We start from the raw sequence: 23,879 nt of genomic DNA on the forward strand, positions 1-23,879 counted from the left end.
GCAAATATAAATAAAAAAACAAAATGTTACAATTATAACATTAAAAAAATGTGTTAAAAATGATAAAATGCGTCGGTAAGATGCTCAATTGCAAATGTTTTCTCGGTTTTATGGATTGCAATTATGTCAAAACGGATATTTAAATCTTCATTAAAATCCTTTTCCCTATCGTTTATGTAGGCATTTACTGCTTTTATGAGCAGCTGAATTTTTTTTTGCTTCACAAAATCCTGCGGAGAACCAAAATCTAAACTCGATCTTGTCTTAACTTCAACGATGGCTAAAATGGAATCTTTTTGTGCAATAATGTCTATTTCGGCTTTTTGAAAAACCCAGTTTTGGTTTAAAATTTCATAACCATTTTCTTGAAGAAATGCTACGGCAAGTTCTTCTCCAAGTTTTCCGAGTTCGTTATGTTCTGCCATAGTTTTGTTTTAGGTTTAAGGTTTCTCCCGAAGGTTCGGGATCAGGTTTTTTGCACGCAAAGACGCGAAGTCGCAAAGTTTAATTTATGCTTTGCGACTTCGCGTCTTTGCGAGATTTTTATGTGGTATTTATTTCCTCAATTCAAGGAAGGGAAGATGTCGTGTATTTACTTCTGAAAAGTAACGGTGCTTCCAGATGCATTCACATCAATAGAAATTGTATTTCCCATAATTAAAGCACGATTGTCTTGAACGTGTCCTGCAGGGAAATTAAAAATAACCGGAATATTGTATTTTTTAGTAACATCATCAATGATTTCTAATGCATTTTTGCCCCAAGGCACTTCATTATCTTTCATTTTTGTCATTCCGCCAATGATAATTCCTCTCAGATTTTCGATGCAACCATTACGTCTTAAATTCATCATCATACGATCAATATGATACAGATATTCATCTAAATCTTCAATAAATAAAATTTTGTCTTTACAGTCAATTGCAGATGGAGAACCTAATAAACTGTACAATATGGATAAATTTCCACCAACTAATTCGCCGGTTGCTTTACCAAAACGATTCATTTTATCAGGACCAATAGAGTAGGAAACAGGTTCGCCAAATAAACTCGCTTTCATTGAACTTACTGCCGCCGGAGTCGCACGCGGAACCGTTACCGGCATAATACCATGAATTGATTTGTAACCCATTGTATTTAGATGATTATGCAAAACAGTAACATCGCTAAAACCAATAACCCATTTAGGATGTTGCTTGAACTTTGTAAAATCTAATAAGTCCAACATTCGAACAGTTCCGTATCCGCCACGTACACACCAAATTGCTTTAATGTTTGGGTTATCTAATTGTTTTTGAAAATCTGATGCGCGTTGTTCATCAGTTCCTGCCAATTGATGATAATCTAGACCAATTGTACTTCCTATAACTGCTTCAAGACCCCAACTGTGTAACAAATCTATAGTTGGTTTTAAATTGTCGTCGGTGTTTTTTCTGGCTGTTGCCAAAAGGGCTACGGTATCTCCTTTTTGTAAGTAAGGCGGTGTTATCATGATTTGTTGAGATTGACAGTTTAATGTTTGTAAAGCAAAAGTAAGAAATGCTATTTTACAAAAAGTAAAACGTTTCTTGATAGTAAGGAGGTTGTTCATGGTTTCTTTTGCTGTTTAATATTAGTCCGGAACAAATTTAAGTATTCAGATTAATAAAAATAATTGAAATTTCTTACAATTTATTTAAATTGGTCATTTAATTTTTTAAAGTTATGCAAATTATTAAATTTCATTTTTGTTTGATCGCTTTTTTTACAATTTCTATTGTAAGTTCCCAATCCAAGAAGTACAGTATCCATACAATCACTTTTTACAATTTTGAGAATCTTTTTGATACGATAAATGATCCCAACAAAAATGACGATGAATGGACTCCTGTGGGAGCGCAGCACTGGACAAGAGAAAAATATAATCAGAAACTGAAAAATCTTTCTAGAGTTATTTCAGAAATTGGAACTCCAGAAAATTCAAATGCGCCGACTTTAATTGGTTGTTCCGAAGTTGAAAATCGTGGAGTTCTTGAAGATTTGATTACACAGGAAAAAATAGCAGGTTACGATTACGGAATTATTCATTTTGATTCCCCAGATCAGCGTGGTATTGATGTGGCGCTTTTGTATCAAAAAAAATACTTCAGGCCAACTTCTTTTTCAAACATTCCATTATTGATCTATAAAAACAAATCCGTTATTCAGGAAAATAATAATGAAGATTTAGGAGATGTTGAAGTTAAAATTGATAAAAATCGGGTTTTTACAAGAGATCAGCTTTTGGTGAGTGGATTTTTAGAAAATGAAGAAATTCATATTATTATAAATCATTGGCCTTCGAGATCCGGAGGAGAAAAAGCAAGTAGTCCGTATCGTGAAGTAGCTGGAAAATTAAATAGAAAAATTATTGATTCATTACAACAAATAAACCCATTGGCAAAAGTTATAACAATGGGTGATTTAAACGACGGACCTTTTAATAAGAGTATAAAAATTGGATTAGGTGCAAAAGCAAAAAAAAGCGAAGTTTCTGAATTTGGTGTTTATAATCCATTCGAAGAAATGGCAGAAAAGGGAATGGGCACTTTGGCCTTTAGAGATTCCTGGGATATTTTTGACCAAATTATATTGACAAGGACTTTTATAAAACCTGATTTTTCAAGTTATGAATTTTGGAAAGCAGGTATTTTTAACAAGCCGTATTTGATTCAGACTTCAGGAAAGTACAAAGGATATCCGTTACGAAATTCGCTGTCAGAAGCTGGTTTTAGTGATCATTTTCCAGTTTATATTTATTTGATTCGAGAAAAATTGTAGAGACGCACCGCAGTGCGTCTACGTTGCCATGATCAAAACCAATAAGACGTACTGCGGTGCGTCTCTACAAATTCACTACCTTAGCTTTTCATAAATTCTGAAAAAAATGGCTATAGCAAAACCATTCAATCTAACAAAATGGATTGAAGATAACCGACACTTACTAAAACCACCAGTTGGAAATAAAAATCTATATGTTGATTCAGGCGATTACATCGTAATGATTGTTGCTGGACCAAATGCACGAAAAGATTATCATTATAACGAAACCGAAGAGCTTTTTTATCAATTAGAAGGAAGTATAAAAGTTGTTATTCAGGAAGATGGCGAGCGCAAAGAAATGGAATTAAATGCCGGAGATATGTATTTGCATCCTGCTAAAATTCCGCATTCTCCTGTTCGTTCCGAAGGTTCAATAGGATTGGTTATTGAGCGCAAACGTGCTGGAAAAGGTTATACTGACGGGCTTCTTTGGCATTGCGATAATTGCAATCATAAACTTTACGAAGTGTATTTTGAACTTCATAATATAGAGAAAGACTTTCTTCCTCATTTCGAACATTTTTACAATTCAGAAGAATTAAGAACTTGTGATAAATGCGGAACTGTAATGGAAACTGATCCTAGATTTACAGCTAAAAAATAAATTATTTATTGAATGTAAATATCAAACCCGGCAGGTTTTTAAACCTATCGGGTTTGTTTTTTATGTTAAAAGAGAGAATTTTGTATCATTTTTGATATATATTTGTATCATAAACGTTATTAAAAAGTAACAAAAATGATACAGGAAATTATCGCATACAAAAATATAGTTGAAAATATTGAGAGTTTAATAGATAAATCAACTTATAAGAGAAATTATATTATTGAAAAAATTGGTATTTCGAGTCCAACCTTTTATAGAAAATTGAAAACACATTCATTTACTCCGGATGAAGTACTGTCTATTGCCAAAATACTTTCACCAGAAGAAAATTTTATGTTAGATCTAAAGGCTGATATTGAGCAAGGAAAACTTGATTTAAAAAATGGAGATTTTATAACGCATGAAGAAATGTTGGCTGAATTAAAAAGTAAAAACCTTATATAAAATTACAAATCGATTCTATTTATTGGTTTTTGACGATTGTTATAAAAAGAGATTAATTCTATATAGTCTTTCTCTGTTTGATAGTATAAAGTGATATGTCTTGAAATAACAATTTCTCTACATTTCAAGTTTGTGTTGTATTTTCCAAGCATTGGATTTACTTCTAATAAGCTCAAAACTTGTAAAACATCTTTGATGAATTTTTGAGCTATTAATGAAGACCAAAAATATTCTAAATAGTTTTGAATATTATAGAAAGTATAATTTGCTCTTTTGGACCAAATAATTCTCATTGAATAAAATTTATTCAGCTAAAATATAAAAAATAACTTACAAAATAGTTTTTATAACTCAAACCTTTTCCCTTGTTCAGGATAAATAATCTTCAAACCTAAATCGTTCTGATTTTTAATTTGCTCTTTAAGTTTTGCAATATTTTTAGCAGGCGGTTTCAAATGCGTAACGATAATATTAAAACCTTTCAAAGAACCTTTTCCAGCCAATTCTTCTAAAATGTGAAGTTCGGTTATTAAGTGATTTGGAGTTAAATGCCCGAATAAAAATTTGTCAGGTTGTTCATTAGGGAAAGAAACTTCAATAAAAATCCCTTTTAATTGTTTATTTTGAATTAGTGGAGCAACCACAGTCCATAAAGCTTTTAGTTTATCACTTTTTTCCACAGAATCCGGACCAGTATCACCTAAATATAAAACGTAAGAATCTTCATTTTTTATTAAAAATGCGGTACTTTCAAACGGATTGACATGACTCAAAGGAAAAGCTTTAACCGTCATTTTTGTATTTGAAATCGGTGTTTCTTCACCTAAGTTTAAGGTTTGAAAATGATACTTTTTTAATGGAAAACCTATTCCTTTATCTCCAAAATTCGCCCAGGTTTGATCGTTGAAATAATGATTTTCCATCATTTCCATACATTTTTCTGTAGCATAAACGGTTTTTGAAGAATCGGCTGGAGAGTTTATAATTAACCCTGAAACATGGTCTAAATGTGCATGCGAAATCAAATATCCTTTTATATATTTTCTCAAAACTTCACTCGTTGAAACTTTAAAGGCCTTATTTTCAATTGCTTTTTCAATACCTGCATTTACAGTTCCTGCATCCAGACAAATAAAATCTTTTGTATTGGCTGGAGCCAATAAATAAGCTGAAAGATTTTTTTCGTCGATGCCGCCCTTTATTCCGAGTGGAACTACCTGAAAGGATGATTTCTCTTTTTGGGAAAATACATTTGCTGAAATTAAGAGTAAGCAAAGCAAAAATCTGCTGAAAATAGACATAATTGTAAGTATTGAATACTGCAAATTTCACTAAATAAATCCAATAAATAAGACTTCATTTCTGTTAATACTATTTATTAATCTTAAATTTACTCTTCTTTCTGAGTACTCTTCAATTTGAAATTAATTCTAAAAGAATATCTTTACGTAACAATATAACAATTTTAACTAAAAAAGTTACAATGACAACAATAGCATCACAATTTGGCATGAACGAAGCGCTGGAAAAACTTGGAATCAAACTTGTTAATGACGGAACTTCGACAGGAGTGGAGAATTTTTCATCAGGTGAAATTTTAGATAGTTTTTCTCCCGTAGACGGAAAACTGATTGCGTCGGTAAAAACTTCTACTTTAGAAGATTATGAGAAAGTAATGCGTTCAGCAACAGAAGCTTTTAAAACTTTTAGGCTTATTCCTGCGCCGCAGCGTGGTGAAATAGTACGTCAGTTTGGAGAGAAATTGCGTCAAAACAAAGAAGCTTTAGGAAAACTGGTTTCTTATGAAATGGGAAAATCTTTGCAGGAAGGTTATGGAGAAGTTCAGGAGATGATTGATATATGTGATTTTGCAGTAGGTTTATCACGTCAGTTGCACGGATTGACAATGCATTCTGAAAGACCGGGACACCGTATGTATGAGCAATATCATCCGCTAGGAATTGTCGGAATTATTTCGGCATTTAATTTTCCGGTTGCTGTTTGGTCATGGAACACGGCTTTGGCGTGGATTTCTGGAGATGTCTGTGTGTGGAAACCATCTGAGAAAACTCCTCTTTGCGGAATTGCATGTCAAAATATAATCGCTCAGGTTATTAAAGAAAATAACTTGCCTGAAGGAATTTCGTGCTTAGTAAATGGCGATTACCAAATTGGGGAATTGTTGACAAAAGATACTCGTATTCCATTAGTTTCTGCAACTGGTTCTACAAGAATGGGAAAAATTGTAGCACAAGCAGTTGCTGCAAGATTAGGAAAATCATTATTAGAATTAGGAGGAAACAACGCTATTATTGTAACTCCAGATGCTGACATAAAAATGACTGTTATTGGAGCAGTTTTTGGCGCAGTGGGAACAGCAGGACAGCGTTGTACATCAACCAGAAGATTGATCATTCACGAAAGTATTTATGATAAAGTGAAAGATGCCTTAGTTGCAGCTTACAAACAATTAAGAATCGGAAATCCGCTTGACGAAAATAATCATGTTGGACCGCTTATCGATACGCACGCAGTTGAACAGTACGCAGTAGCTTTAAACAGAGTGGTTGCCGAAGGCGGAAAAATTCTGGTTGAAGGCGGTGTGCTTTCTGGTGAAGGCTACGAAAGTGGCTGTTATGTAAAACCTGCGATTGCAGAGGCTGAAAATTCATTTGCAATTGTGCAGCACGAAACATTTGCCCCAGTTTTGTACTTGATTAAATATTCTGGTGAGGTTGATAATGCAATTGAAATTCAAAATGGTGTTGCACAAGGATTATCTTCTGCAATTATGACAAATAATCTGCGTGAAGCCGAAAGATTTTTATCTGTTACGGGTTCTGACTGTGGAATTGCAAACGTGAATATCGGAACTTCTGGTGCAGAAATCGGTGGTGCTTTTGGTGGTGAAAAAGAAACCGGAGGTGGTCGCGAATCAGGTTCTGATGCATGGAAAATTTACATGAGACGTCAAACGAATACAATTAATTATACTACGAATCTTCCTTTGGCACAGGGTATTAAATTTGATTTATAATTTATTTGTTCAATCAGTTATATTAAAAAAGGCTTCATAATTGAAGCCTTTTTTAGTTATAAATTTTAGCGAAGCTTAATTAGTCTTTGCTTGATAATTTTGATAATAATCGTAAGAATTCAACATATAACCATACTAAGGTTATCATTAATCCCATTGCTCCAAACCATTCCATATATTTTGGCATTTTTTGCTGCGCTCCTTTTTCGATTTGATCGAAATCTAAAAATAAATTTAAAGCGGCAACAATAATTACAAAAACACTAATTCCAATACTCATCATTGAATTGCCGTAGTGAACTGGTGTCCAGCTAGTAAATAAAGAAACAACCCATGAAATCAGATAATAAGTTGCAATTGCTAATGTGGCAGCAACTACTACTGATTTGAATGTTTCAGTAACTTTTACGATTCCGAATTTATATAAACCTAAGCAAATTAAAAAGGTTACTAATGTTGCTGCAACAGCATTTATTACAATACCAGGATACATAGCTTCAAATATTGCAGATATTCCGCCAATAAATAATCCTTCAAATAATGCATAACCAGGTGCTAAATAAGGAGAATATTGTGGTTTGAAAGCTGATATTAATACCAAAACTAATCCGACAATCGCTCCACCAATTGCAGGTAGCATAATGTTTAGACCATTAAAAGCCATCCACCAGGTTACCATGGCTGCTCCACACAGAATTAAAAATAAAATAGCTGTTTTATTAATTGTACCAGAAACCGTCATTTCTTGATTGTAATCAATAATTTGTGCTTCGTGCACTTCTTCAGCTCTTGAAACAGCATTTGATGAAAAACGTTTGCTGCTTAAAAATGGATTTTTTGAATTGAAAGCCATAGTTTAAATACATTTAAATGAACTCAAATATATGGAGTTTTTTTTAAGTGTGGCGGTTTGGCTTAAATTTTTAACATGATTTTTTCTTGCTTAAACGCAGCAATAAATAAAAAAGTCCATCAAAAAATTCTTGATGGACTTTATATATTTTGGATGATTTTTTTTTAGTTCAATAAATCTAAAACCAAAGAAGGAAATAAACCTAAGACAATATTTAAGGTAATTGAAACAACAGCTACCGCATAAATTAGGAATGGTTTTCCTGTACGCACTTCATTTGGCTCTTTAGAGTACATTGCTAAAATTAGTTTGAAATAATAACCAACACTTATTATTGAGTTGATAACCGCAACAATAACCAAAGCTAAATAACCTGACTGAATAGTTTGGTTGAATAAAAATAGTTTTGCAAAGAATCCTGAAAAAATTGGAATTCCGGCCATTGATAATAAAGATCCAGTCAAAATCGCAGCCAATAGCGGATTTGTTTTTCCTAAACCGTGGAAGTTTGTAATGTCTTCGTTATCCTGATTTTTGCAAACATATAAGATAACACTAAATGCAGCGATACCGGCCAATGCATATGCAGCAGCATAATAAAGTAAAACGCCAGCTGATGTAGCAATAGTTAAAAATGTCATTAACATGAAACCTGCATGAGAGATTCCTGAAAATGCTAACATACGTTTTACATTTGCCTGACGAAGAGCCATTATGTTTCCAACTGTCATAGAAGCAATTGAAATAATAACGATAATATTTTCAAATGTTCCTAAAAGATCCTGATTTTCCAATGATGGAATTAAGTTTAAGCCAGCAACTAATTTATACAGTGTTGCCATTGCCACAACTTTTGCCAAAGTACTCATTAATGCAGTTGTCAAAGCCGGCGAACCTTCGTAAACATCAGGAGCCCAGAAGTGAAATGGTACAGCTGCAATTTTGAAAAGCATACCAATCGTCATTAAAACCATTCCGATTGGAAACCAGATTGGCAATTCAGCAGATAAAGAGCTTTCGTAAATTTCGGTAACATCAAAAGTTCCCATTGCTCCGTAAATTAAGCATATTCCGAACAAGATAATTCCAGATGCAAAAGATCCCATTAAGAAATATTTCATACCCGCTTCATTACTTTTTATGTTCAAACGATCGCTCGCTGCAAGTACATATAATGCAATTGATAAAATTTCTATTCCAAGGAAAAACATTGCCAAATTTCCAAAAGATACCATCGCAACAGCACCAGCTAAAAGGAATATTTTTATAGCAACATAATCTGAGATTTTTGTTTGGTGATTTTCGTAAAAATTATGGCTTAACGCTACAAGGAAAATGGTCAAAATAATAAATAAAGATGAAAAAGCAGTAGAGAATTTGCTTACTGTAATCATGTTATTGTAATAACTTGCTGTTGATCCAAATTCATAATAGTTAAGTGCCAAAACACCCAATAAACCTAAAATGGTAAATGGAACGATGCCTTTTCTAAAATTTAGAATTTCAAACAATAGGCAAAAAATACCCAATCCTGTTATAGCTATTAATGTATTCATTTTTGTTTTTTTGATTTAGGAAATCTAAAACGCCCTAATTTATTTTATTTAAAATATTAATTTTTATTGATAACGTTTAAAATCGTTTCTAAACTTGGTGTAATCAAATCTGTAATTGGTTTTGGATAGAATCCAAAGAAAATCAAAACAGCAATAATTGCTACCATAGAAATTCCTTCATTCACAGAAACATCTGCAAAAGTTTTAGAATTTGTTTCGCCCAACATTACATTTTGAAACATTTTAAGCATATAGTAAGCTCCTAAAATAATAGTCGTCCCGCCTAAAATGGCAAACCAAATATTAATTTGAGAAAGACTATATAGAACTGTAAATTCTCCAATAAAGTTAAATGTAGTTGGTAAAGCAACAGAAGCCAAAACCAAAATTAAAAACATTGAAGTGAATTTTGGAGATTGCGTACGGATTCCGCCTAATTCTGAAATATTTCTAGTTTCAAATCTTCTGAAGATAATTTCAGCAGCATAAAATAATCCAACAACAACAAAACCGTGAGCAATCATTTGTAATACAGCACCTCTAAAACCATCAATAGTTAAAGTATAAGTTCCTGCAGCAATTAATCCAACGTGAGCAAGAGAAGAATAAGCTAATAATTTCTTTAAATCTTTTTGTCTTAATGCTACAATTGAACCGTAGATTACACCAGCAATTCCTAAAGCAATAAAAATATTCATGTATTCTTTTGCGGCAAGTGGTGCAATTGGCAATTGCCAACGTATAACACTATACAATCCCATTTTTAACATGATACCAGATAAAAGCATAGTTCCAACAGTTGGTGCTTTTTGGTACACATTTGCTTGCCATGTGTGGAAAGGAATAATTGGAATTTTAATAGCATAAGCCAAGAAGAAAGCTAAGAAAATCCAGAATTGCTCACAAGCAGATAAGTTTAATTTATATAAATCCTCAATTAAGAAACTTCCGTTTGCTTTTTGAGATAAATAGATAAAGGCAGTTAACATGAATAAAGAACCTGCAAGTGTATAAATAAAGAATTTAACCACTGCTTTTCTTCTTTCATCAGCATCTCCGTTACCCCAAATAAGAGCAATAAAGTAAATAGGAATAAGAGCTAATTCCCAGAAAATATAATATAAAAGACCATCTGCAGCAAGGAAAGTTCCTGCCATTGCAAATGCCATAAATAAAATCAAAGCGTAAAAAGCTTTCGAGTTTTTATATTCATTTCCAAAAGAAGAGAATATAATAATTGGAGTTAAAGCTGTAGTCAATAAAAGCATTGCAAGTGCTAATCCATCTGCATTTAGAGCAAATGAAATTTTAGGTTGATTAATCCATGCATTAATAAGGCTAATATTTTCACCAGCATTAAAATGGTTCAACAATACAACCGAACAGCCTAAAGCTGCCAAACTAAAGAACAAAGCTACTTTTGAAGCGAGTTTGTCACCAGCAAAATAAGTGACAAATGCACCAACTAAAAGAATAATTAATATAAGAGAAACGTTCATAGTTATAAAATTATTGAGCTAAAAATATATAAGATACAATGGCACAAAGACCTAATACGAAAGCAAATAGATACAATCCGATACTTCCGCTTTGTAATTTTTTTCCTTGAAATGCTAATTCATTTGCAGCTTTTCCTAATCCAAAAACAAATGCAGATATTCCTGTTTCGATGTAATCTCTAAAGAATTTCGACAATCCGTTTACAGAATTTACAAATATTGCATCATAAGCTTCATCAACATAATATTTGTTATATAAAACTTTTGTTAGACCTGTAATATTTTCATCTGCTTCAGGAACATTATCTTGTTTAAAGTATTTTACATAAGCAATTAAAATTCCTAATAATCCACCTAAAACTGCAACACCCATTAAAGTATATTCTGTAGGTCCTAAATGGTGTTCTTCGCCAGCTGCTTTTGTGAAAAGAGGAGCTAGATATTCATTTAACCAGCTGTTTCCTGGTAAACTAATTAATCCGCCAAAAGTTGCCAAAATAGCTAAAATGATAAGCGGAATAGTAATTAAAGAACCACTTTCATGCAAATGATGTTTTTGCTCTTCAGTCCCTCTAAATTCTTTAAAGAAAGTCAAGAACATCAATCTAAACATATAGAAAGCTGTCATGATTGAAGCAACAGATCCAACAACATATAATGGAATACTGTGGTGGAAAGCAGTCAATAAAATTTCATCTTTAGAAAAGAAACCTGAGAAAAACGGAACTCCAGAAATAGCCAATGAAGAAATCAACATGGTCCAGAAAGTGATTGGCATTGCCTTACGTAATCCACCCATTTTACGCATATCTTGTTCTCCGTGTAATCCGTGAATAACAGATCCAGATCCTAAGAATAAACAAGCTTTAAAGAAAGCGTGTGTGATTACGTGGAAGACAGCTACTTCATAAGCTCCAAATCCTAATGCTAAAAACATTAATCCTAATTGAGAAACTGTAGAGTAAGCTAATACTTTTTTGATGTCATTTTGAACTAAACCAATTGTAGCAGCAACTAATGAAGTGATCGCTCCAATAATGGCAATAACAGTTTGTACATCTGTTGCAAGGTCAAAAACAAAATTCAATCTCGTTACCATAAAGATACCCGCAGTTACCATCGTAGCCGCGTGAATCAATGCAGAAACCGGAGTTGGTCCAGCCATCGCATCAGGTAACCAAGTGTACAAAGGAATTTGAGCAGATTTACCACAAGCTCCAATGAATAAACATAATGCAGCTAAAGAAAGTAATGGTAAATTTAAATTTGATGCTCCAGCAATTGCCGTTTTTAAAGTTGCATAATCTAGAGTTGAGAACATTGAACCAATGATGAACATTCCGATCAAAAGACCTAAATCTCCAATTCTGTTCATGATGAAAGCTTTTTTTGCTGCATCGTTATAATCTTGGTTTTTATGCCAAAATCCGATTAGTAAATAAGAGCAAAGTCCAACACCTTCCCATCCAATAAATAAAACTAATAAGTTGCTTCCAATTACAAGTGTAATCATGAAGAATACGAATAGATTTAAATACGCAAAAAACTTGTGCATATTTTCATCATCGTGCATGTAACTGATAGAGTATAAGTGAATCAAAGATCCAATTCCAGTTACAAAAAGTAACCAAAGAACAGATAATTGATCTAATAAAAATCCAAGATTGATTTTAAGATTGCTTATTTGAATCCAATCAAATAAAGTAACTTCAATTGCTTTTCCAGTTGAAGTGATTTGATTGAAAAGAACAAGCGTAACGATGAAAGAAATTGCTACAGCAACAGTTCCGATTGCTCCGGCAACTGTTTTTCCTAAGCTTTTTCCAAAGAAAACATTGATTAAGAACCCTAAAAAAGGAGTTAATACTAAAAGTAAAGCTAAATTAATATCCATTTCTTTTTATCCTTTTAAATTTTTTAAGTTATCGATACTAATTGAGCCAATGTTTCTAAAAATAGAAACTAAAATTGCTAGTCCAACTGCAACTTCAGCAGCGGCAACCGCCATCGAAAAGAATACAAAAACTTGTCCTTGTGCATCTTGATGGTAAGTTGAAAAAGCCACAAATAAAAGGTTTACTGCATTCAGCATGATTTCAATCGACATAAAAACGATGATAGAATTTCGTCTGTACAATACACCAAAAACACCAATACAAAAAAGTACAACACTTAAAAAGATGTAATTTTCAATACCTATTTGATTTAATATATTACCCATTATTTATTTAATTTTTCTTTTTTAGACAATAATACAGTTCCAATCATCGCAACCAAAAGTAAGATTGAAGCAAATTCAAACGGTACCATATATTCGTTCAGTAATATTTTACCCAATACTTTGATAGACTGGAAATCTTCGCCTGTTGAATCATATTCCCCAACAATTGGTTTTGAATTGATGAAAATTGCAATCAAAACAATCACAATCAAACAGAAAGAAACAATAGCCCCCAAACGTGTAATCCTTGGTCGATGAACATCTTTTTGTTCATTGAGGTTCATTAACATAATCGTAAACAGGAACAAAATCATGATTGCTCCAGAATATACTATGATATGTACAATAGCTAAAAATTGTGAATTCAATAATAAGTAATGTCCGGCAATAGAGAAGAAACAAATCACTAGATAAATAGCTGAGTGAATAGGGTTTCTGCTAAAAATAGTTAGAAAAGCAGTCATTACCGTGATAAACGCTAAGAAACAAAATATAATTTGTACAGTTGTCGCGTGTGCAAAATCAGGAATATGTATCATTAGTTAGCGTTATTAAGTTGAGCATTTTTGATAGCCATTTCAAGAGGCATTACCAATTTATCCTTTCCAAAAATGAAATCTTCTCTTTCATAGCTGGCAGGAACTAAAACCTTAGATGTTGTCAGGTAGATAGCGTCCTTTGGACAAGCTTCTTCACACAAACCACAGAAAATACAACGTAGCATATTAATCTCATAGATTTCAGCATACTTCTCTTCTCTGTATAAATGTTTTTCATCTGCTTTACGTTCAGCAGCTTTCATTGTGATTGCTTCTGCAGGGCATGATAAAGCACATAATCCGCAGGCAGTACAGTTTTCACGGCCTTGTTCATCACGTTTCAGCATGTGCTGACCACGATAAACCGGACTCATTTCACGAACCTGCTCAGGATAATGAATCGTAATTTTTTTTCTAAAAAGGTGTTTTAATGTAATAAACAAACCTTTTACAATCGCCACAAGATACAATCGCTCAATAAAAGTCATCTCTTTATTAGAGACCACTTTTTTTCTACCCGATAATGATATAGTTTCTATTGACATTTTTACTATTATAGTTTATGATTTACAATTTGGTTAATCAAATTCAAATCTATTTTGTTTTTTATTTGAAGCTAATCCCGCTATCCGCTGTATCTTTTGTGGTGAACCCCACCACAAAAGGATGCCGCTTCTATCGGGGCTAGGGCATTACGGTTCTTAGAATCCTAAAGCTGCTATGATATCGTGTCTCAATATAACAGCACCCGTAATCATAATATTAATAATCGAAAGCGGAATCAAAATTCTCCAGCCTAAGTTCATTAATTGGTCATATCTAAATCTTGGAATCGTCCAACGTACCCACATATAGAAGAATATGAAGAAACATATTTTTACAAATAATACTCCAATTCCTAAAAGATTTGCTGTGTTAACTCCAACATTTTCTACCATCCATTGCATTCCCGGATAGTTGTAACCTCCAAAGAATAAAACAGAAATAATAGTAGCAGAGATAAACATACTTGCATATTCAGCAAACAAATAGAATCCCATTTTCATTGATGAATATTCTGTATGGTAACCTCCAATTAATTCGTTTTCACATTCTGCTAAATCGAAAGGTGTTCTGTTAGTTTCTGCAAATGAACAAATTAAGAAAATTAAAAATGATACCGGCTGATAAAAAACATTCCAGTTCATCCCTGACTGCTGTAATGAAATTTCTTTTAAACTCATTGTTCCGGTCATCATCAATAAAGCAATCATTGATAATCCCATTGCAATTTCATAAGAAACCATTTGAGAAGCTGCACGAACAGCTCCCATTAATGAGAATTTATTGTTAGAAGCCCATCCACCAATCATGATACCATAAACTCCAACAGAAAGAACTCCAAAAATGTACAATAAAGCAATATTTACATCAGTTGCCTGAAGGTAAATGTCTCTTCCAAAAAGATGAAGTTTGTCTCCCCAAGGAATTACAGCACTTGTCATTAAAGCTGTACTCATGGCAATTGCAGGACCTACAACGAATAAAAATTTGTTTGGTGTGTTTGGGAAAAATTCTTCTTTCGAGAATAATTTCATACCATCGGCCAGAGGTTGCAATAAACCTCCCCAACCTGCACGGTTTGGTCCAACACGATCCTGAAGGAAAGCAGCAACTTTACGTTCCGCCCAGGTAGAATACATTGCCATAATCATGGTTACCGCAAAAACGACAACAATAACAACACTTTTTTCTATAATAAATGCACTTTCCATTTCTTATTTTTTATCGTTTGTGGTTAATGGAATTGCGGCCATACTAATTTTTTTACGGTCAATATCTCTACCTAAAAGAATATTCTTTTCAGTGTCGATTTCAACTTTCTCTAATTTTTGAGTATAGTTATTTTGGTTGATAACAGAATCTTTTTCAAATTCTCTTGGACCTTCAATAACCCAGTCATTAACGTTTTTGTGATCAAAACGGCAAGAATTACAAATGAATTCTTCCACTTCATGATACTCATCTTTACGACCAGTCACACGCTGAATTTCTCCACCAAACATCCAAACTGTTGTTTTTCCACAACATCCTGGAGTAGTACATTCTCTGTGCGCGTTATACGGTTTGTTAAACCAAACTCTTGATTTAAAACGGAAAGTTTTGTCAGTTAAAGCTCCAACCGGACAAACGTCAATCATGTTTCCAGAAAACTCATTGTCGATTGCTTTAGAAATTCCAGTTGAAATATTAGCATGGTCACCACGATCTAATACTCCGTGAACTCTGTTGTCTGTCAATTGATCTGCAACTTGCACGCATCTTTGACATAAGATACAACGGTTCATATGTAGTTGAATATTTGGACCAATATCTTCTGGTTCAAATGTTCTTTTTTCTTCAATAAAACGTGATTTCGGGTTTCCGTGCTCAAAACTTAAGTTTTGAAGATCACATTCGCCAGCCTGATCACAAATAGGGCAGTCTAACGGGTGGTTAATCAATAAAAACTCTGTTACAGATTTACGCGCTTCGGTAACTCTGGCAGAAGATTTACTGTTTACTTCCATACCATCCATACATCCTGTTACACAAGATGCCATTAATTTTGGCATTGGTCTTGGGTCAGCTTCACTACCTTTTGAAACTTCAACTAAACAACAACGACATTTTCCACCGCTGCCTTTTAATTTTGAGTAATAGCACATGGCTGGCGGTACCAAATCTCCACCAATCATACGTGCAGCCTGCAGGATCGTTGTTCCTGGCTCTACGTCTATACTTTGACCGTCTATGGTTACTTTCATCTCTTTATTTTGTTTTTTTAGTTTCAGGTTTCAGGTTTCACGTTTTCACTTGAAACTAAAAAAACTTGAAACTTTAAACTATTTTAAACTTTTTTGTTGAAAGTCGGAATATTGAAAAGAATTGCTGTCCTTTTTAACATTATGAACTTTATAACTTTCTGCTTTTTATTTTTATACGATTACTTTACCGCCTACTAAGTGTTTAACTTGTGAAAAAGGCTCAGCAACAAAGTGATCTCTATTTTTAATTTTTTCAGGGAAACGAACGTGATATTCGAATTCATCTCTAAAGTGACGAATCGCTGCTGCTACTGGCCAAGAAGCGGCGTCACCAAGAGGACAAATTGTGTTTCCTTCAATTTTACTCTGAATGCTCCAAAGTAATTCGATATCTTCTTCACGGCCTTGACCGTTTTCGATTCTCCATAATATTTTTTCTAACCATCCTGTTCCTTCACGGCAAGGTGTACATTGTCCGCAAGATTCGTGGTGGTAGAAACGAGCAAAGTTCCAAGTGTTTCTAACAACACAAGCAGTGTCGTTATAAACAATAAATCCTCCAGAACCTAACATTGATCCGGTAGCAAAACCACCATCACTTAAAGATTCGTAAGTCATTAAACGATCTTCTCCGTTTGCTGTTTTGAAAATCAATTCAGCTGGTAAAATCGGCACAGAAGAACCTCCCGGTACAAAAGCTTTTAATGGACGGCTTGAAGACATTCCTCCTAAATATTCATCAGAATTCATGAATTCGTCAACGCTTAAACCTAACTCAATTTCATAAACTCCAGGATTTTTGATGTGTCCAGAAGCAGAAATTAATTTAGTTCCCGTAGAGCGTCCAATTCCAATTTTAGCATAATCATCACCAGAATTGTTTACAATCCAAGGCACCGTTGCAATAGTTTCAACGTTGTTTACCACTGTTGGATTTGCCCAAAGTCCTGAAACCGCTGGGAAAGGTGGTTTAATACGAGGATTTCCTCTTTTACCTTCTAAAGACTCAATAAGTGCAGTTTCTTCTCCACAGATATAAGCTCCAGCTCCACAGTGAACATGAAGTTCAAGATCGTAACCTGAACCTAATATATTTTTTCCTAACCAACCTGCAGCTTTAGCCTCGGCGATTGCTCTTTCTAAAATTTTGAAAACCCACATATATTCTCCACGAATGTAGATATATGAAAGGTTTGCACCTAAAGCGTAACTAGAAGTAATCATTCCCTCGATCAATAAGTGAGGAATAAATTCCATCAAATAACGATCTTTGAAAGTTCCCGGTTCAGATTCGTCCGCGTTACAAACTAAGTGTCTTGGTTTTCCTGATTTTTTGTCAATAAAACTCCATTTCATTCCGGCAGGGAAACCCGCGCCACCACGACCACGAAGACCTGATTTTTTTACTTCTTCAGTAACTTCATCTGGTGTAAGTGTTTTTAAAGCTTTTTCTACAGAAGCGTATCCGCCGTTTTGACGATAAACTTCGTAGGTTTTAATTCCAGGAATATTGATTTTATCTAATAATATTTTTTGTGACATCTTATTTATCGTGTAATATTATTTTATCCTCTTTACAATCAGCGATTAGCTGATCGATTTTTTCTTCTGTCAATTTCTCTTTGTAGAAATCACCTAACTGCATCATTGGAGCGTATCCGCAAGCACCTAAACATTCTACACCAGCGATTGTAAACATTCCGTCAGGAGTTGTTTCTCCCATTTTAATGCCTAATTTTTCAGAAGTATAATCCATTAAATTTTCGGCACCGCTCAAACAACAGCAAGATGTCTGGCAAAACTCAAACATGTATTTTCCAATTGGCTTTTGGTTGAACATGGTGTAAAAAGTAACCACTTCATAAACCTCAATTGGTTTAATCTGAAGAATTTCGGCAACTTTATCTTGCAGTTCAATACTTAACCAGTTGTTGTGTGCATCCTGAACCTCATGTAAAACAGGCAATAAAGCCGATTTTTGTTTGCCCTCAGGATAATGACTGATCAATTCATTGATACGAGCGATCAATGCCTCAGTCATATTTATTTCTTGTTTGTAATGTTTTCTTTCCATTTTATTCTTGTTTTGCCACAAAGGCGCAAAGGCACAATTTTTTTACGCGTCTAATTCTCCTGCAATTACATTTAGGGACGATAAAATAACAATTGCATCAGAAAGCAACGATCCTTTAATCATTTCTGGATATGCCTGGTAATAAATAAAGCAAGGTCTTCTGAAATGTAATCTATATGGAGTTCTACTTCCGTCTGTAACTAAATAGAATCCAATCTCTCCATTTCCTCCTTCAACAGGGTGGTAAATTTCGGCAACCGGAACAGGAACTTCTCCCATGACGATTTTGAAGTGATAGATTAAAGATTCCATATTATTATAAACATCTTCTTTTGGAGGAAGGTAGTAATCAGGAACTTCAGCATGGTATTCGTTTCCGGCTGGCATTTTATCCAAAGCCTGACGAATAATGCTTAAACTTTCCCAAACTTCAGCATTACGAACACAGAAACGATCGTATGTATCACCTGATTTTCCGACAGGAACAATAAAATCAAAATCTTCGTAAGATGAATAAGGTTGTGCAACACGAACGTCGTAATCGATTCCCGCAGCACGTAAGTTTGGACCTGTAAATCCGTAAGCCATTGCTTTTTCTGCTGAAATTGCACCTACGTTTACAGTTCTGTCAAGGAAAATTCTGTTTCTTTCGAATAAGTTTTCGAATTCTTTCCAGGCAACTGGAAATTCTTCAAGGAAAATATCTAGTTTTCTGAAAGCTTCCGGAGACCAGTCTCTTTCAAAACCACCAATTCTTCCCATATTTGTAGTCAAACGAGCGCCACAAATTTCTTCGTAGATTTCGTAGATTTTTTCTCTAAATTGAAAAACGTATAAGAAACCAGTATACGCACCAGTATCAACACCCAGAATTGAGTTACAGATTAAGTGGTCTGTAATACGGGCCAACTCCATTACAATAACTCTTAAATATTGTGCTCGCTTAGGAACTTCAACACCTAACAGTTTCTCTAAAGTCATCCACCATCCCATATTGTTAATAGGAGAGGAACAATAGTTCATGCGGTCAGTAAGAGGTGTAATTTGGTAAAAAGGGCGATTTTCAGCAATTTTTTCAAAAGCTCTGTGAATGTAACCAACAGTTGGTTCCGCTTCAAGAATTCTTTCACCATCCATTAAAAGGATATTCTGAAAAATACCGTGAGTAGCCGGGTGGGTAGGACCTAAATTCAGTACCGAAAGCTCGCTTCCGTCTTCATTGTGTCTCTCTTTAATTATTTTAGCATAACGATGCTCTGGTGGTAATAATAGTTCTGACATTTTATAATGTTGAATTATTTTTTAGCAATTTGTTGTTGTTCTTCCAAAGAATCTGTCGTCTTTGTCCGTTCTTCCGCTGTCTTCCATTGGGAATTCTTTTCTCATTGGGAAAGACACCATTTCATCCATGTTCAAAATACGTTTCAATTGTGGGTGACCAATAAAATTGATTCCGTAGAAATCGTAAGTTTCTCTTTCCATCCAGTTTGAACTCAAGAAAATATTTGTAATGGATTTTATTTCCGGTTTTTCACCGTCTAAATAAACTTTTATTCTGATACGTTTGTTTTCGATCCAGTTATGCAAATGATAAACTATTGCAAACTGACGATCTTGCTCATTATCCGGATAATGAACACCGCATAAATCTGTTAAAAAATGAAATTGTAAATCGGCATCATTTTTAAGGAACAGTATCAATGCTGTGATTTTGTCAGCAGTCGTTTCTATTGAAAAAATATCTCTTTCTTGCTGAAAATTGAAAACATTAGTGTCGAATGTTTCAATAAGTTTATCCTGAATCAGGGTGTTTTCTAAAGCCATCTTATGAAATGTTATAGGAAGCTAATAATTCTTGATATTCCGGAGAGCTTCTGCGTCTAACAGATTCGCTTTTTACTAAATCTTGTAACCTCATAACTCCGTCTACGATTTGTTCTGGTCTTGGAGGACATCCCGGAACGTAAACGTCAACCGGAATTACTTTGTCAATTCCCTGAAGAACTGAGTAAGTGTCGAAAACTCCTCCTGATGAAGCACATGCCCCAACAGCAATAACCCAACGAGGTTCAGACATTTGTTCGTAAACTTGTCTTAAAATCGGCGCCATTTTTTTAGAAATAGTTCCCATTACTAAAAGCATATCAGCTTGACGAGGAGAGAAACTCACACGTTCAGAACCAAATCGTGCTAAATCGTAATGTGAAGCCATTGTTGCCATAAACTCAATTCCGCAGCAAGATGTTGCAAAAGGTAAAGGCCAAAGAGAATTCGCGCGTGCCAAACCAACAACGTCATTTAGTTTTGTAGCGAAGAAACCTTCTCCTACAACTCCCTCAGGTGGCGCAACCATATTTACATTTGAATCGCTCATTTTTATTTTAGATTTCTGACTTTAGATTTTATTTTTTTTGAAATCGTAAAAAGTAAAGTCAATTTTTTAAATCACTATTAAATTCAATTGAGTTTAAATTTTAAATTTTAATTTCAGATGAATAATCTAAAATTAGAAATCTAAAATCTAAAATCGTTTTATTCCCACTCTAGTGCTTTCTTCTTGATGATGTAAAAGAAACCAACTAAAAGCAATGCCATGAAAACAATCATTTTAAGCATTCCTTCAATTCCAAGGTCTTTAAAGTTTACTGCCCATGGATAAAGGAAAATTACCTCTACGTCAAACAATACAAACAGAATAGCAACAAGGAAATATTTTACGGAGAAAGGAATACGTGCATTACCAACAGATTCGATACCACACTCAAAGTTTTTATCTTTAACTTCTGAGGTTCTTTTTGGACCTAATTTTCCGGAAATAATGATTGTTCCTACCACGAAACCAACAGCTAAAATGAACTGCATTAAAATAGGAATGTAACTGTACTGATCAGATTGCATAATCTTAGGATTTTTTACTTAAAGAATAAGCCACAAAGATAACTTTCAGCTATGTAAATCACAAACTAAAGGGGGATATAAGTATGCTGTCAATCCGCGTTTGCGCCTAATTTTTATTGATTATAAATAAGATTCTCATTTTTTAATATTTTTTTAAGAAATGAGCAAAAAAAAACGTCCCGATACTTCGGGACGTTTTGAAAACCATTCAGAGGCAAAAAAAATAAATTGCTATATTTTTCTTAGATTACTGCTACTTTAGCAGCAACTTTCCCTTTTCTTCCTTCTTCTTCTTCGTAGCTTACACGGTCACCTTCGCGTAATTCTTCCGCGTTAATTCCTGAAGCGTGAACGAAGATGTCCTTTCCTGTTTCTTCGTCTGTAATGAATCCATAACCTTTAGATTCATTGAAAAATTTTACTGTACCTGTACGCATTGTAATTGTAATAATAATTTATAATAAAGCAAATGTAACATATTAACCAATACAAAAGACATGTACATGTTAATTTTTTGTAAAAATTATTGATTTACAGTGTTTTTACGTGGTTTATTGCAACTATATTTATATGAAATACCATAATTTGAGAATCATTTATTGTAGGAATATAACAAAAATGGAATTGTAGGAATTCTTTATTTTAATAAATGTAAAATATGCAATTATTCTTAAAGATTTAGAAATAAAAAAGCAGCTAAAATTTTAGCTGCTTTTTTACTATGATTTAGTTTTTTTAGAATTTATATAGCATCAATTTTAATGTGCAATTCTTTTAATTGTGCATCATCGATTGCAGACGGAGCATCGATCATAACATCACGCCCGGAATTGTTTTTAGGGAAAGCAATAAAATCTCTAATAGTTTCCTGACCTCCTAAAATTGCAACTAATCTATCCAAACCAAAAGCTAGTCCTCCATGTGGCGGTGCTCCAAATTGGAAAGCATCCATTAAGAATCCGAATTGTGCTTTTGCTTCTTCCTCGGTAAATCCTAAATATTTGAACATTAATTGTTGTGTCGCTTTATCGTGAATACGAATAGAACCTCCACCAATTTCGTTTCCGTTCAAAACCATATCGTAAGCATTTGCACGAACTTTTCCTGGTTCTGTTTCCAGTAAAGCCATATCTTCTGGTTTTGGAGAAGTAAATGGGTGGTGCATTGCATGGTAACGACCGCTTTCTTCGTCAAGTTCTAATAATGGGAAATCTACAACCCATAACGGAGCAAATTCTTCAGGTTTACGTAAACCTAAACGAGTTGCCAATTCCATACGTAAAGCAGAAAGTTGTGCTCTTGTTTTGTTTGCAGGTCCAGAAAGTACAAAAATCATATCTCCTGGATTCGCTTCTGTTGCTTTTGCCCAATTTGTCAAATCATCGTTGTCGTAGAATTTATCTACAGATGATTTATAAGTTCCGTCTTCGTTGCATTTTACATACACCATTCCAGATGCGCCAACTTGAGGGCGTTTAACCCAGTCAATTAATCCATCAATCTCTTTACGAGTGTAATTTCCTGCTCCTGGAACTGCAATTCCCACAACTAATTCAGCTGTATTAAATACAGGGAATTCTTTATGTTGTGCAAATTCGTTTAACTCACCAAATTTCATCCCAAAACGAATGTCCGGTTTGTCATTTCCGTATGTTTTCATAGCATAGTCGTAAGTAATTCTTGGGAATTTCTCTACTTCAATGCCTTTAATTTCTTTTAATAAATGTCTTGTCAAGCCTTCAAAAACATTCAAAATGTCTTCTTGTTCAACAAATGCCATTTCGCAGTCAATCTGAGTAAACTCAGGCTGACGGTCTGCACGTAAATCTTCGTCACGGAAACATTTTACGATTTGGAAATATTTATCCATTCCACCAACCATCAAAAGTTGTTTGAAAGTTTGTGGAGATTGTGGTAATGCATAAAATTGTCCTTCGTTCATACGGCTTGGTACAACGAAATCTCTCGCTCCTTCTGGAGTTGATTTGATTAAGTAAGGTGTTTCAACTTCGCAGAAATCTAAATCAGATAGATATTTACGAACTTCCATCGCTACTTTATGACGGAATAATAAACTGTTTTTTACAGGATTTCTTCTGATATCCAAATAACGGTATTTCATTCTGATGTCTTCTCCACCGTCAGTTTCATCTTCAATTGTAAATGGAGGTGTAAGTGCAGAGTTTAAAATCGTTAATTCAGAAACTAAAATTTCGATTTCACCAGTTGGAATATTTTTGTTTTTGGCTTCACGCTCAATAACAGTTCCTTTTACCTGAATTACAAATTCACGTCCAAGAGTTTTTGCCAATTCAAAAACGGTTTTATCGGTACGACTTTCGTCGAAAATAAGCTGAGTAATTCCATAACGGTCGCGTAAATCGACCCAATTCATAAATCCTTTATCGCGTGATTTTTGAACCCATCCCGCAAGTGTAACTTCGGTGTTGATATTTGAAGCGTTTAATTCGCCGCAATTATGACTTCTATACATGATCAAAATTTTAGACTGCAAAAGTAAACA

The 23,879-nt window shown here is 34.0% G+C and carries 25 protein-coding genes; 4 read left to right on the forward strand and 21 right to left on the reverse strand.

What is annotated here, in order from left to right:
* Positions 1–53: 53 nt before the first annotated feature.
* Both BD847_RS09040 and BD847_RS09045 read right to left on the reverse strand, forming a co-directional pair.
* Positions 54–425 (reverse strand): YraN family protein, encoded by a 372-nt coding sequence (locus BD847_RS09040; protein ID WP_115887954.1) that lies wholly within the window; start codon positions 423–425, stop codon positions 54–56.
* Positions 426–592: 167 nt separating this feature from the next.
* Complete coding sequence (locus BD847_RS09045) at positions 593–1,492, reverse strand: S66 peptidase family protein (protein WP_115887955.1); 900 nt, start codon at positions 1,490–1,492, stop codon at positions 593–595.
* Between the two features lie 212 nt (positions 1,493–1,704).
* Between BD847_RS09045 and BD847_RS09050 the strand changes: the two genes are divergently transcribed.
* The 3 genes from BD847_RS09050 to BD847_RS09060 all read left to right on the forward strand — a co-directional run bounded on the left by BD847_RS09050 (position 1,705) and on the right by BD847_RS09060 (position 3,892).
* Positions 1,705–2,799, forward strand: a complete 1,095-nt coding sequence (locus tag BD847_RS09050; RefSeq protein WP_115887956.1) for an endonuclease/exonuclease/phosphatase family protein — start codon at positions 1,705–1,707, stop codon at positions 2,797–2,799.
* A gap of 106 nt (positions 2,800–2,905) precedes the next feature.
* Positions 2,906–3,445: a 3-hydroxyanthranilate 3,4-dioxygenase gene (locus tag BD847_RS09055; protein ID WP_115887957.1), complete on the forward strand. Its 540-nt coding sequence runs from the start codon at positions 2,906–2,908 to the stop codon at positions 3,443–3,445.
* 135 nt (positions 3,446–3,580) lie between these two features.
* Complete coding sequence (locus BD847_RS09060) at positions 3,581–3,892, forward strand: hypothetical protein (protein WP_115887958.1); 312 nt, start codon at positions 3,581–3,583, stop codon at positions 3,890–3,892.
* Positions 3,893–3,894: 2 nt separating this feature from the next.
* On the opposite strand, the gene BD847_RS09065 is transcribed toward BD847_RS09060, so the two are convergent.
* Together BD847_RS09065 and BD847_RS09070 are read right to left on the reverse strand one after the other, a co-directional pair.
* Positions 3,895–4,185: a type II toxin-antitoxin system RelE/ParE family toxin gene (locus tag BD847_RS09065; protein WP_115887959.1), complete on the reverse strand. Its 291-nt coding sequence runs from the start codon at positions 4,183–4,185 to the stop codon at positions 3,895–3,897.
* Positions 4,186–4,236: 51 nt separating this feature from the next.
* Positions 4,237–5,193 carry an MBL fold metallo-hydrolase gene (locus BD847_RS09070; RefSeq protein WP_115887960.1) on the reverse strand — a complete coding sequence of 319 codons (957 nt, stop codon included), beginning with the start codon at positions 5,191–5,193 and terminating at the stop codon, positions 4,237–4,239.
* A gap of 182 nt (positions 5,194–5,375) precedes the next feature.
* Between BD847_RS09070 and amaB the strand changes: the two genes are divergently transcribed.
* Positions 5,376–6,929 carry an L-piperidine-6-carboxylate dehydrogenase gene (amaB, locus tag BD847_RS09075; protein ID WP_115887961.1) on the forward strand — a complete coding sequence of 518 codons (1,554 nt, stop codon included), beginning with the start codon at positions 5,376–5,378 and terminating at the stop codon, positions 6,927–6,929.
* Between the two features lie 79 nt (positions 6,930–7,008).
* Here the strand turns inward: amaB and BD847_RS09080 are convergent, their stop codons facing one another.
* The 17 genes from BD847_RS09080 to aspS form a co-directional block, all read right to left on the reverse strand.
* Entirely contained in the window at positions 7,009–7,782 is a 774-nt protein-coding gene (locus BD847_RS09080) for a Bax inhibitor-1/YccA family protein (protein WP_115887962.1), read from the reverse strand.
* A gap of 164 nt (positions 7,783–7,946) precedes the next feature.
* Complete coding sequence (locus BD847_RS09085) at positions 7,947–9,338, reverse strand: NADH-quinone oxidoreductase subunit N (RefSeq protein WP_115887963.1); 1,392 nt, start codon at positions 9,336–9,338, stop codon at positions 7,947–7,949.
* Between the two features lie 56 nt (positions 9,339–9,394).
* Entirely contained in the window at positions 9,395–10,837 is a 1,443-nt protein-coding gene (locus tag BD847_RS09090) for a complex I subunit 4 family protein (protein WP_115887964.1), read from the reverse strand.
* 10 nt (positions 10,838–10,847) lie between these two features.
* Positions 10,848–12,731: an NADH-quinone oxidoreductase subunit L gene (nuoL, locus tag BD847_RS09095; RefSeq protein WP_115887965.1), complete on the reverse strand. Its 1,884-nt coding sequence runs from the start codon at positions 12,729–12,731 to the stop codon at positions 10,848–10,850.
* Between the two features lie 6 nt (positions 12,732–12,737).
* Entirely contained in the window at positions 12,738–13,058 is a 321-nt protein-coding gene (nuoK, locus tag BD847_RS09100; RefSeq protein ID WP_012023318.1) for an NADH-quinone oxidoreductase subunit NuoK, read from the reverse strand.
* Positions 13,058–13,597, reverse strand: a complete 540-nt coding sequence (locus BD847_RS09105; protein ID WP_115887966.1) for an NADH-quinone oxidoreductase subunit J family protein — start codon at positions 13,595–13,597, stop codon at positions 13,058–13,060. Before BD847_RS09105 ends, nuoK begins: the two co-directional genes overlap by 1 nt.
* Positions 13,597–14,142: a NuoI/complex I 23 kDa subunit family protein gene (locus BD847_RS09110; protein ID WP_115887967.1), complete on the reverse strand. Its 546-nt coding sequence runs from the start codon at positions 14,140–14,142 to the stop codon at positions 13,597–13,599. The genes BD847_RS09105 and BD847_RS09110 overlap by 1 nt, the downstream gene beginning before the upstream one ends.
* A gap of 156 nt (positions 14,143–14,298) precedes the next feature.
* Positions 14,299–15,351 (reverse strand): NADH-quinone oxidoreductase subunit NuoH, encoded by a 1,053-nt coding sequence (gene nuoH / locus BD847_RS09115; protein ID WP_115887968.1) that lies wholly within the window; start codon positions 15,349–15,351, stop codon positions 14,299–14,301.
* Between the two features lie 3 nt (positions 15,352–15,354).
* A complete protein-coding gene (locus BD847_RS09120; protein WP_115887969.1) occupies positions 15,355–16,383 on the reverse strand; it encodes a 2Fe-2S iron-sulfur cluster-binding protein in 1,029 nt (342 codons plus the stop codon).
* 171 nt (positions 16,384–16,554) lie between these two features.
* Positions 16,555–17,925, reverse strand: coding sequence for an NADH-quinone oxidoreductase subunit NuoF (gene nuoF, locus BD847_RS09125; RefSeq protein ID WP_035646227.1), 1,371 nt, complete (start codon positions 17,923–17,925; stop codon positions 16,555–16,557).
* A 1-nt stretch (position 17,926) separates the two neighbouring features.
* Positions 17,927–18,457, reverse strand: a complete 531-nt coding sequence (locus BD847_RS09130; RefSeq protein WP_115887970.1) for a complex I 24 kDa subunit family protein — start codon at positions 18,455–18,457, stop codon at positions 17,927–17,929.
* Between the two features lie 42 nt (positions 18,458–18,499).
* The gene (locus BD847_RS09135; protein WP_115887971.1) at positions 18,500–19,738 is read right to left on the reverse strand and encodes an NADH-quinone oxidoreductase subunit D; all 1,239 of its coding nucleotides are present in this window, start codon (positions 19,736–19,738) and stop codon (positions 18,500–18,502) included.
* Positions 19,739–19,759: 21 nt separating this feature from the next.
* Positions 19,760–20,281 carry an NADH-quinone oxidoreductase subunit C gene (locus BD847_RS09140; RefSeq protein WP_115887972.1) on the reverse strand — a complete coding sequence of 174 codons (522 nt, stop codon included), beginning with the start codon at positions 20,279–20,281 and terminating at the stop codon, positions 19,760–19,762.
* Position 20,282: 1 nt separating this feature from the next.
* Complete coding sequence (locus tag BD847_RS09145; protein ID WP_089059751.1) at positions 20,283–20,831, reverse strand: NADH-quinone oxidoreductase subunit B; 549 nt, start codon at positions 20,829–20,831, stop codon at positions 20,283–20,285.
* Positions 20,832–20,989: 158 nt separating this feature from the next.
* Entirely contained in the window at positions 20,990–21,355 is a 366-nt protein-coding gene (locus BD847_RS09150) for an NADH-quinone oxidoreductase subunit A (protein WP_035646215.1), read from the reverse strand.
* Between the two features lie 242 nt (positions 21,356–21,597).
* The gene (locus BD847_RS09155) at positions 21,598–21,792 is read right to left on the reverse strand and encodes a cold-shock protein (RefSeq protein WP_007137066.1); all 195 of its coding nucleotides are present in this window, start codon (positions 21,790–21,792) and stop codon (positions 21,598–21,600) included.
* A 305-nt stretch (positions 21,793–22,097) separates the two neighbouring features.
* Positions 22,098–23,849: an aspartate--tRNA ligase gene (aspS, locus tag BD847_RS09160; protein ID WP_115887973.1), complete on the reverse strand. Its 1,752-nt coding sequence runs from the start codon at positions 23,847–23,849 to the stop codon at positions 22,098–22,100.
* Positions 23,850–23,879 lie beyond the last annotated feature (30 nt).

The organism is Flavobacterium cutihirudinis (assembly GCF_003385895.1).
GTDB classification, from domain to species: Bacteria; Bacteroidota; Bacteroidia; order Flavobacteriales; family Flavobacteriaceae; genus Flavobacterium; species Flavobacterium cutihirudinis.

Coding starts and splice junctions, on each gene's coding strand:
- BD847_RS09040 (WP_115887954.1), bottom strand. CDS start 425: ATGGCAGAACATAACGAACTCGGAAAACTTGGAGAAGAACTTGCCGTA.
- BD847_RS09045 (WP_115887955.1), bottom strand. CDS start 1,492: ATGATAACACCGCCTTACTTACAAAAAGGAGATACCGTAGCCCTTTTG.
- BD847_RS09050 (WP_115887956.1), top strand. CDS start 1,705: ATGCAAATTATTAAATTTCATTTTTGTTTGATCGCTTTTTTTACAATT.
- BD847_RS09055 (WP_115887957.1), top strand. CDS start 2,906: ATGGCTATAGCAAAACCATTCAATCTAACAAAATGGATTGAAGATAAC.
- BD847_RS09060 (WP_115887958.1), top strand. CDS start 3,581: ATGATACAGGAAATTATCGCATACAAAAATATAGTTGAAAATATTGAG.
- BD847_RS09065 (WP_115887959.1), bottom strand. CDS start 4,185: ATGAGAATTATTTGGTCCAAAAGAGCAAATTATACTTTCTATAATATT.
- BD847_RS09070 (WP_115887960.1), bottom strand. CDS start 5,193: ATGTCTATTTTCAGCAGATTTTTGCTTTGCTTACTCTTAATTTCAGCA.
- amaB (WP_115887961.1), top strand. CDS start 5,376: ATGACAACAATAGCATCACAATTTGGCATGAACGAAGCGCTGGAAAAA.
- BD847_RS09080 (WP_115887962.1), bottom strand. CDS start 7,782: ATGGCTTTCAATTCAAAAAATCCATTTTTAAGCAGCAAACGTTTTTCA.
- BD847_RS09085 (WP_115887963.1), bottom strand. CDS start 9,338: ATGAATACATTAATAGCTATAACAGGATTGGGTATTTTTTGCCTATTG.
- BD847_RS09090 (WP_115887964.1), bottom strand. CDS start 10,837: ATGAACGTTTCTCTTATATTAATTATTCTTTTAGTTGGTGCATTTGTC.
- nuoL (WP_115887965.1), bottom strand. CDS start 12,731: ATGGATATTAATTTAGCTTTACTTTTAGTATTAACTCCTTTTTTAGGG.
- nuoK (WP_012023318.1), bottom strand. CDS start 13,058: ATGGGTAATATATTAAATCAAATAGGTATTGAAAATTACATCTTTTTA.
- BD847_RS09105 (WP_115887966.1), bottom strand. CDS start 13,597: ATGATACATATTCCTGATTTTGCACACGCGACAACTGTACAAATTATA.
- BD847_RS09110 (WP_115887967.1), bottom strand. CDS start 14,142: ATGTCAATAGAAACTATATCATTATCGGGTAGAAAAAAAGTGGTCTCT.
- nuoH (WP_115887968.1), bottom strand. CDS start 15,351: ATGGAAAGTGCATTTATTATAGAAAAAAGTGTTGTTATTGTTGTCGTT.
- BD847_RS09120 (WP_115887969.1), bottom strand. CDS start 16,383: ATGAAAGTAACCATAGACGGTCAAAGTATAGACGTAGAGCCAGGAACA.
- nuoF (WP_035646227.1), bottom strand. CDS start 17,925: ATGTCACAAAAAATATTATTAGATAAAATCAATATTCCTGGAATTAAA.
- BD847_RS09130 (WP_115887970.1), bottom strand. CDS start 18,457: ATGGAAAGAAAACATTACAAACAAGAAATAAATATGACTGAGGCATTG.
- BD847_RS09135 (WP_115887971.1), bottom strand. CDS start 19,738: ATGTCAGAACTATTATTACCACCAGAGCATCGTTATGCTAAAATAATT.
- BD847_RS09140 (WP_115887972.1), bottom strand. CDS start 20,281: ATGGCTTTAGAAAACACCCTGATTCAGGATAAACTTATTGAAACATTC.
- BD847_RS09145 (WP_089059751.1), bottom strand. CDS start 20,831: ATGAGCGATTCAAATGTAAATATGGTTGCGCCACCTGAGGGAGTTGTA.
- BD847_RS09150 (WP_035646215.1), bottom strand. CDS start 21,355: ATGCAATCTGATCAGTACAGTTACATTCCTATTTTAATGCAGTTCATT.
- BD847_RS09155 (WP_007137066.1), bottom strand. CDS start 21,792: ATGCGTACAGGTACAGTAAAATTTTTCAATGAATCTAAAGGTTATGGA.
- aspS (WP_115887973.1), bottom strand. CDS start 23,849: ATGTATAGAAGTCATAATTGCGGCGAATTAAACGCTTCAAATATCAAC.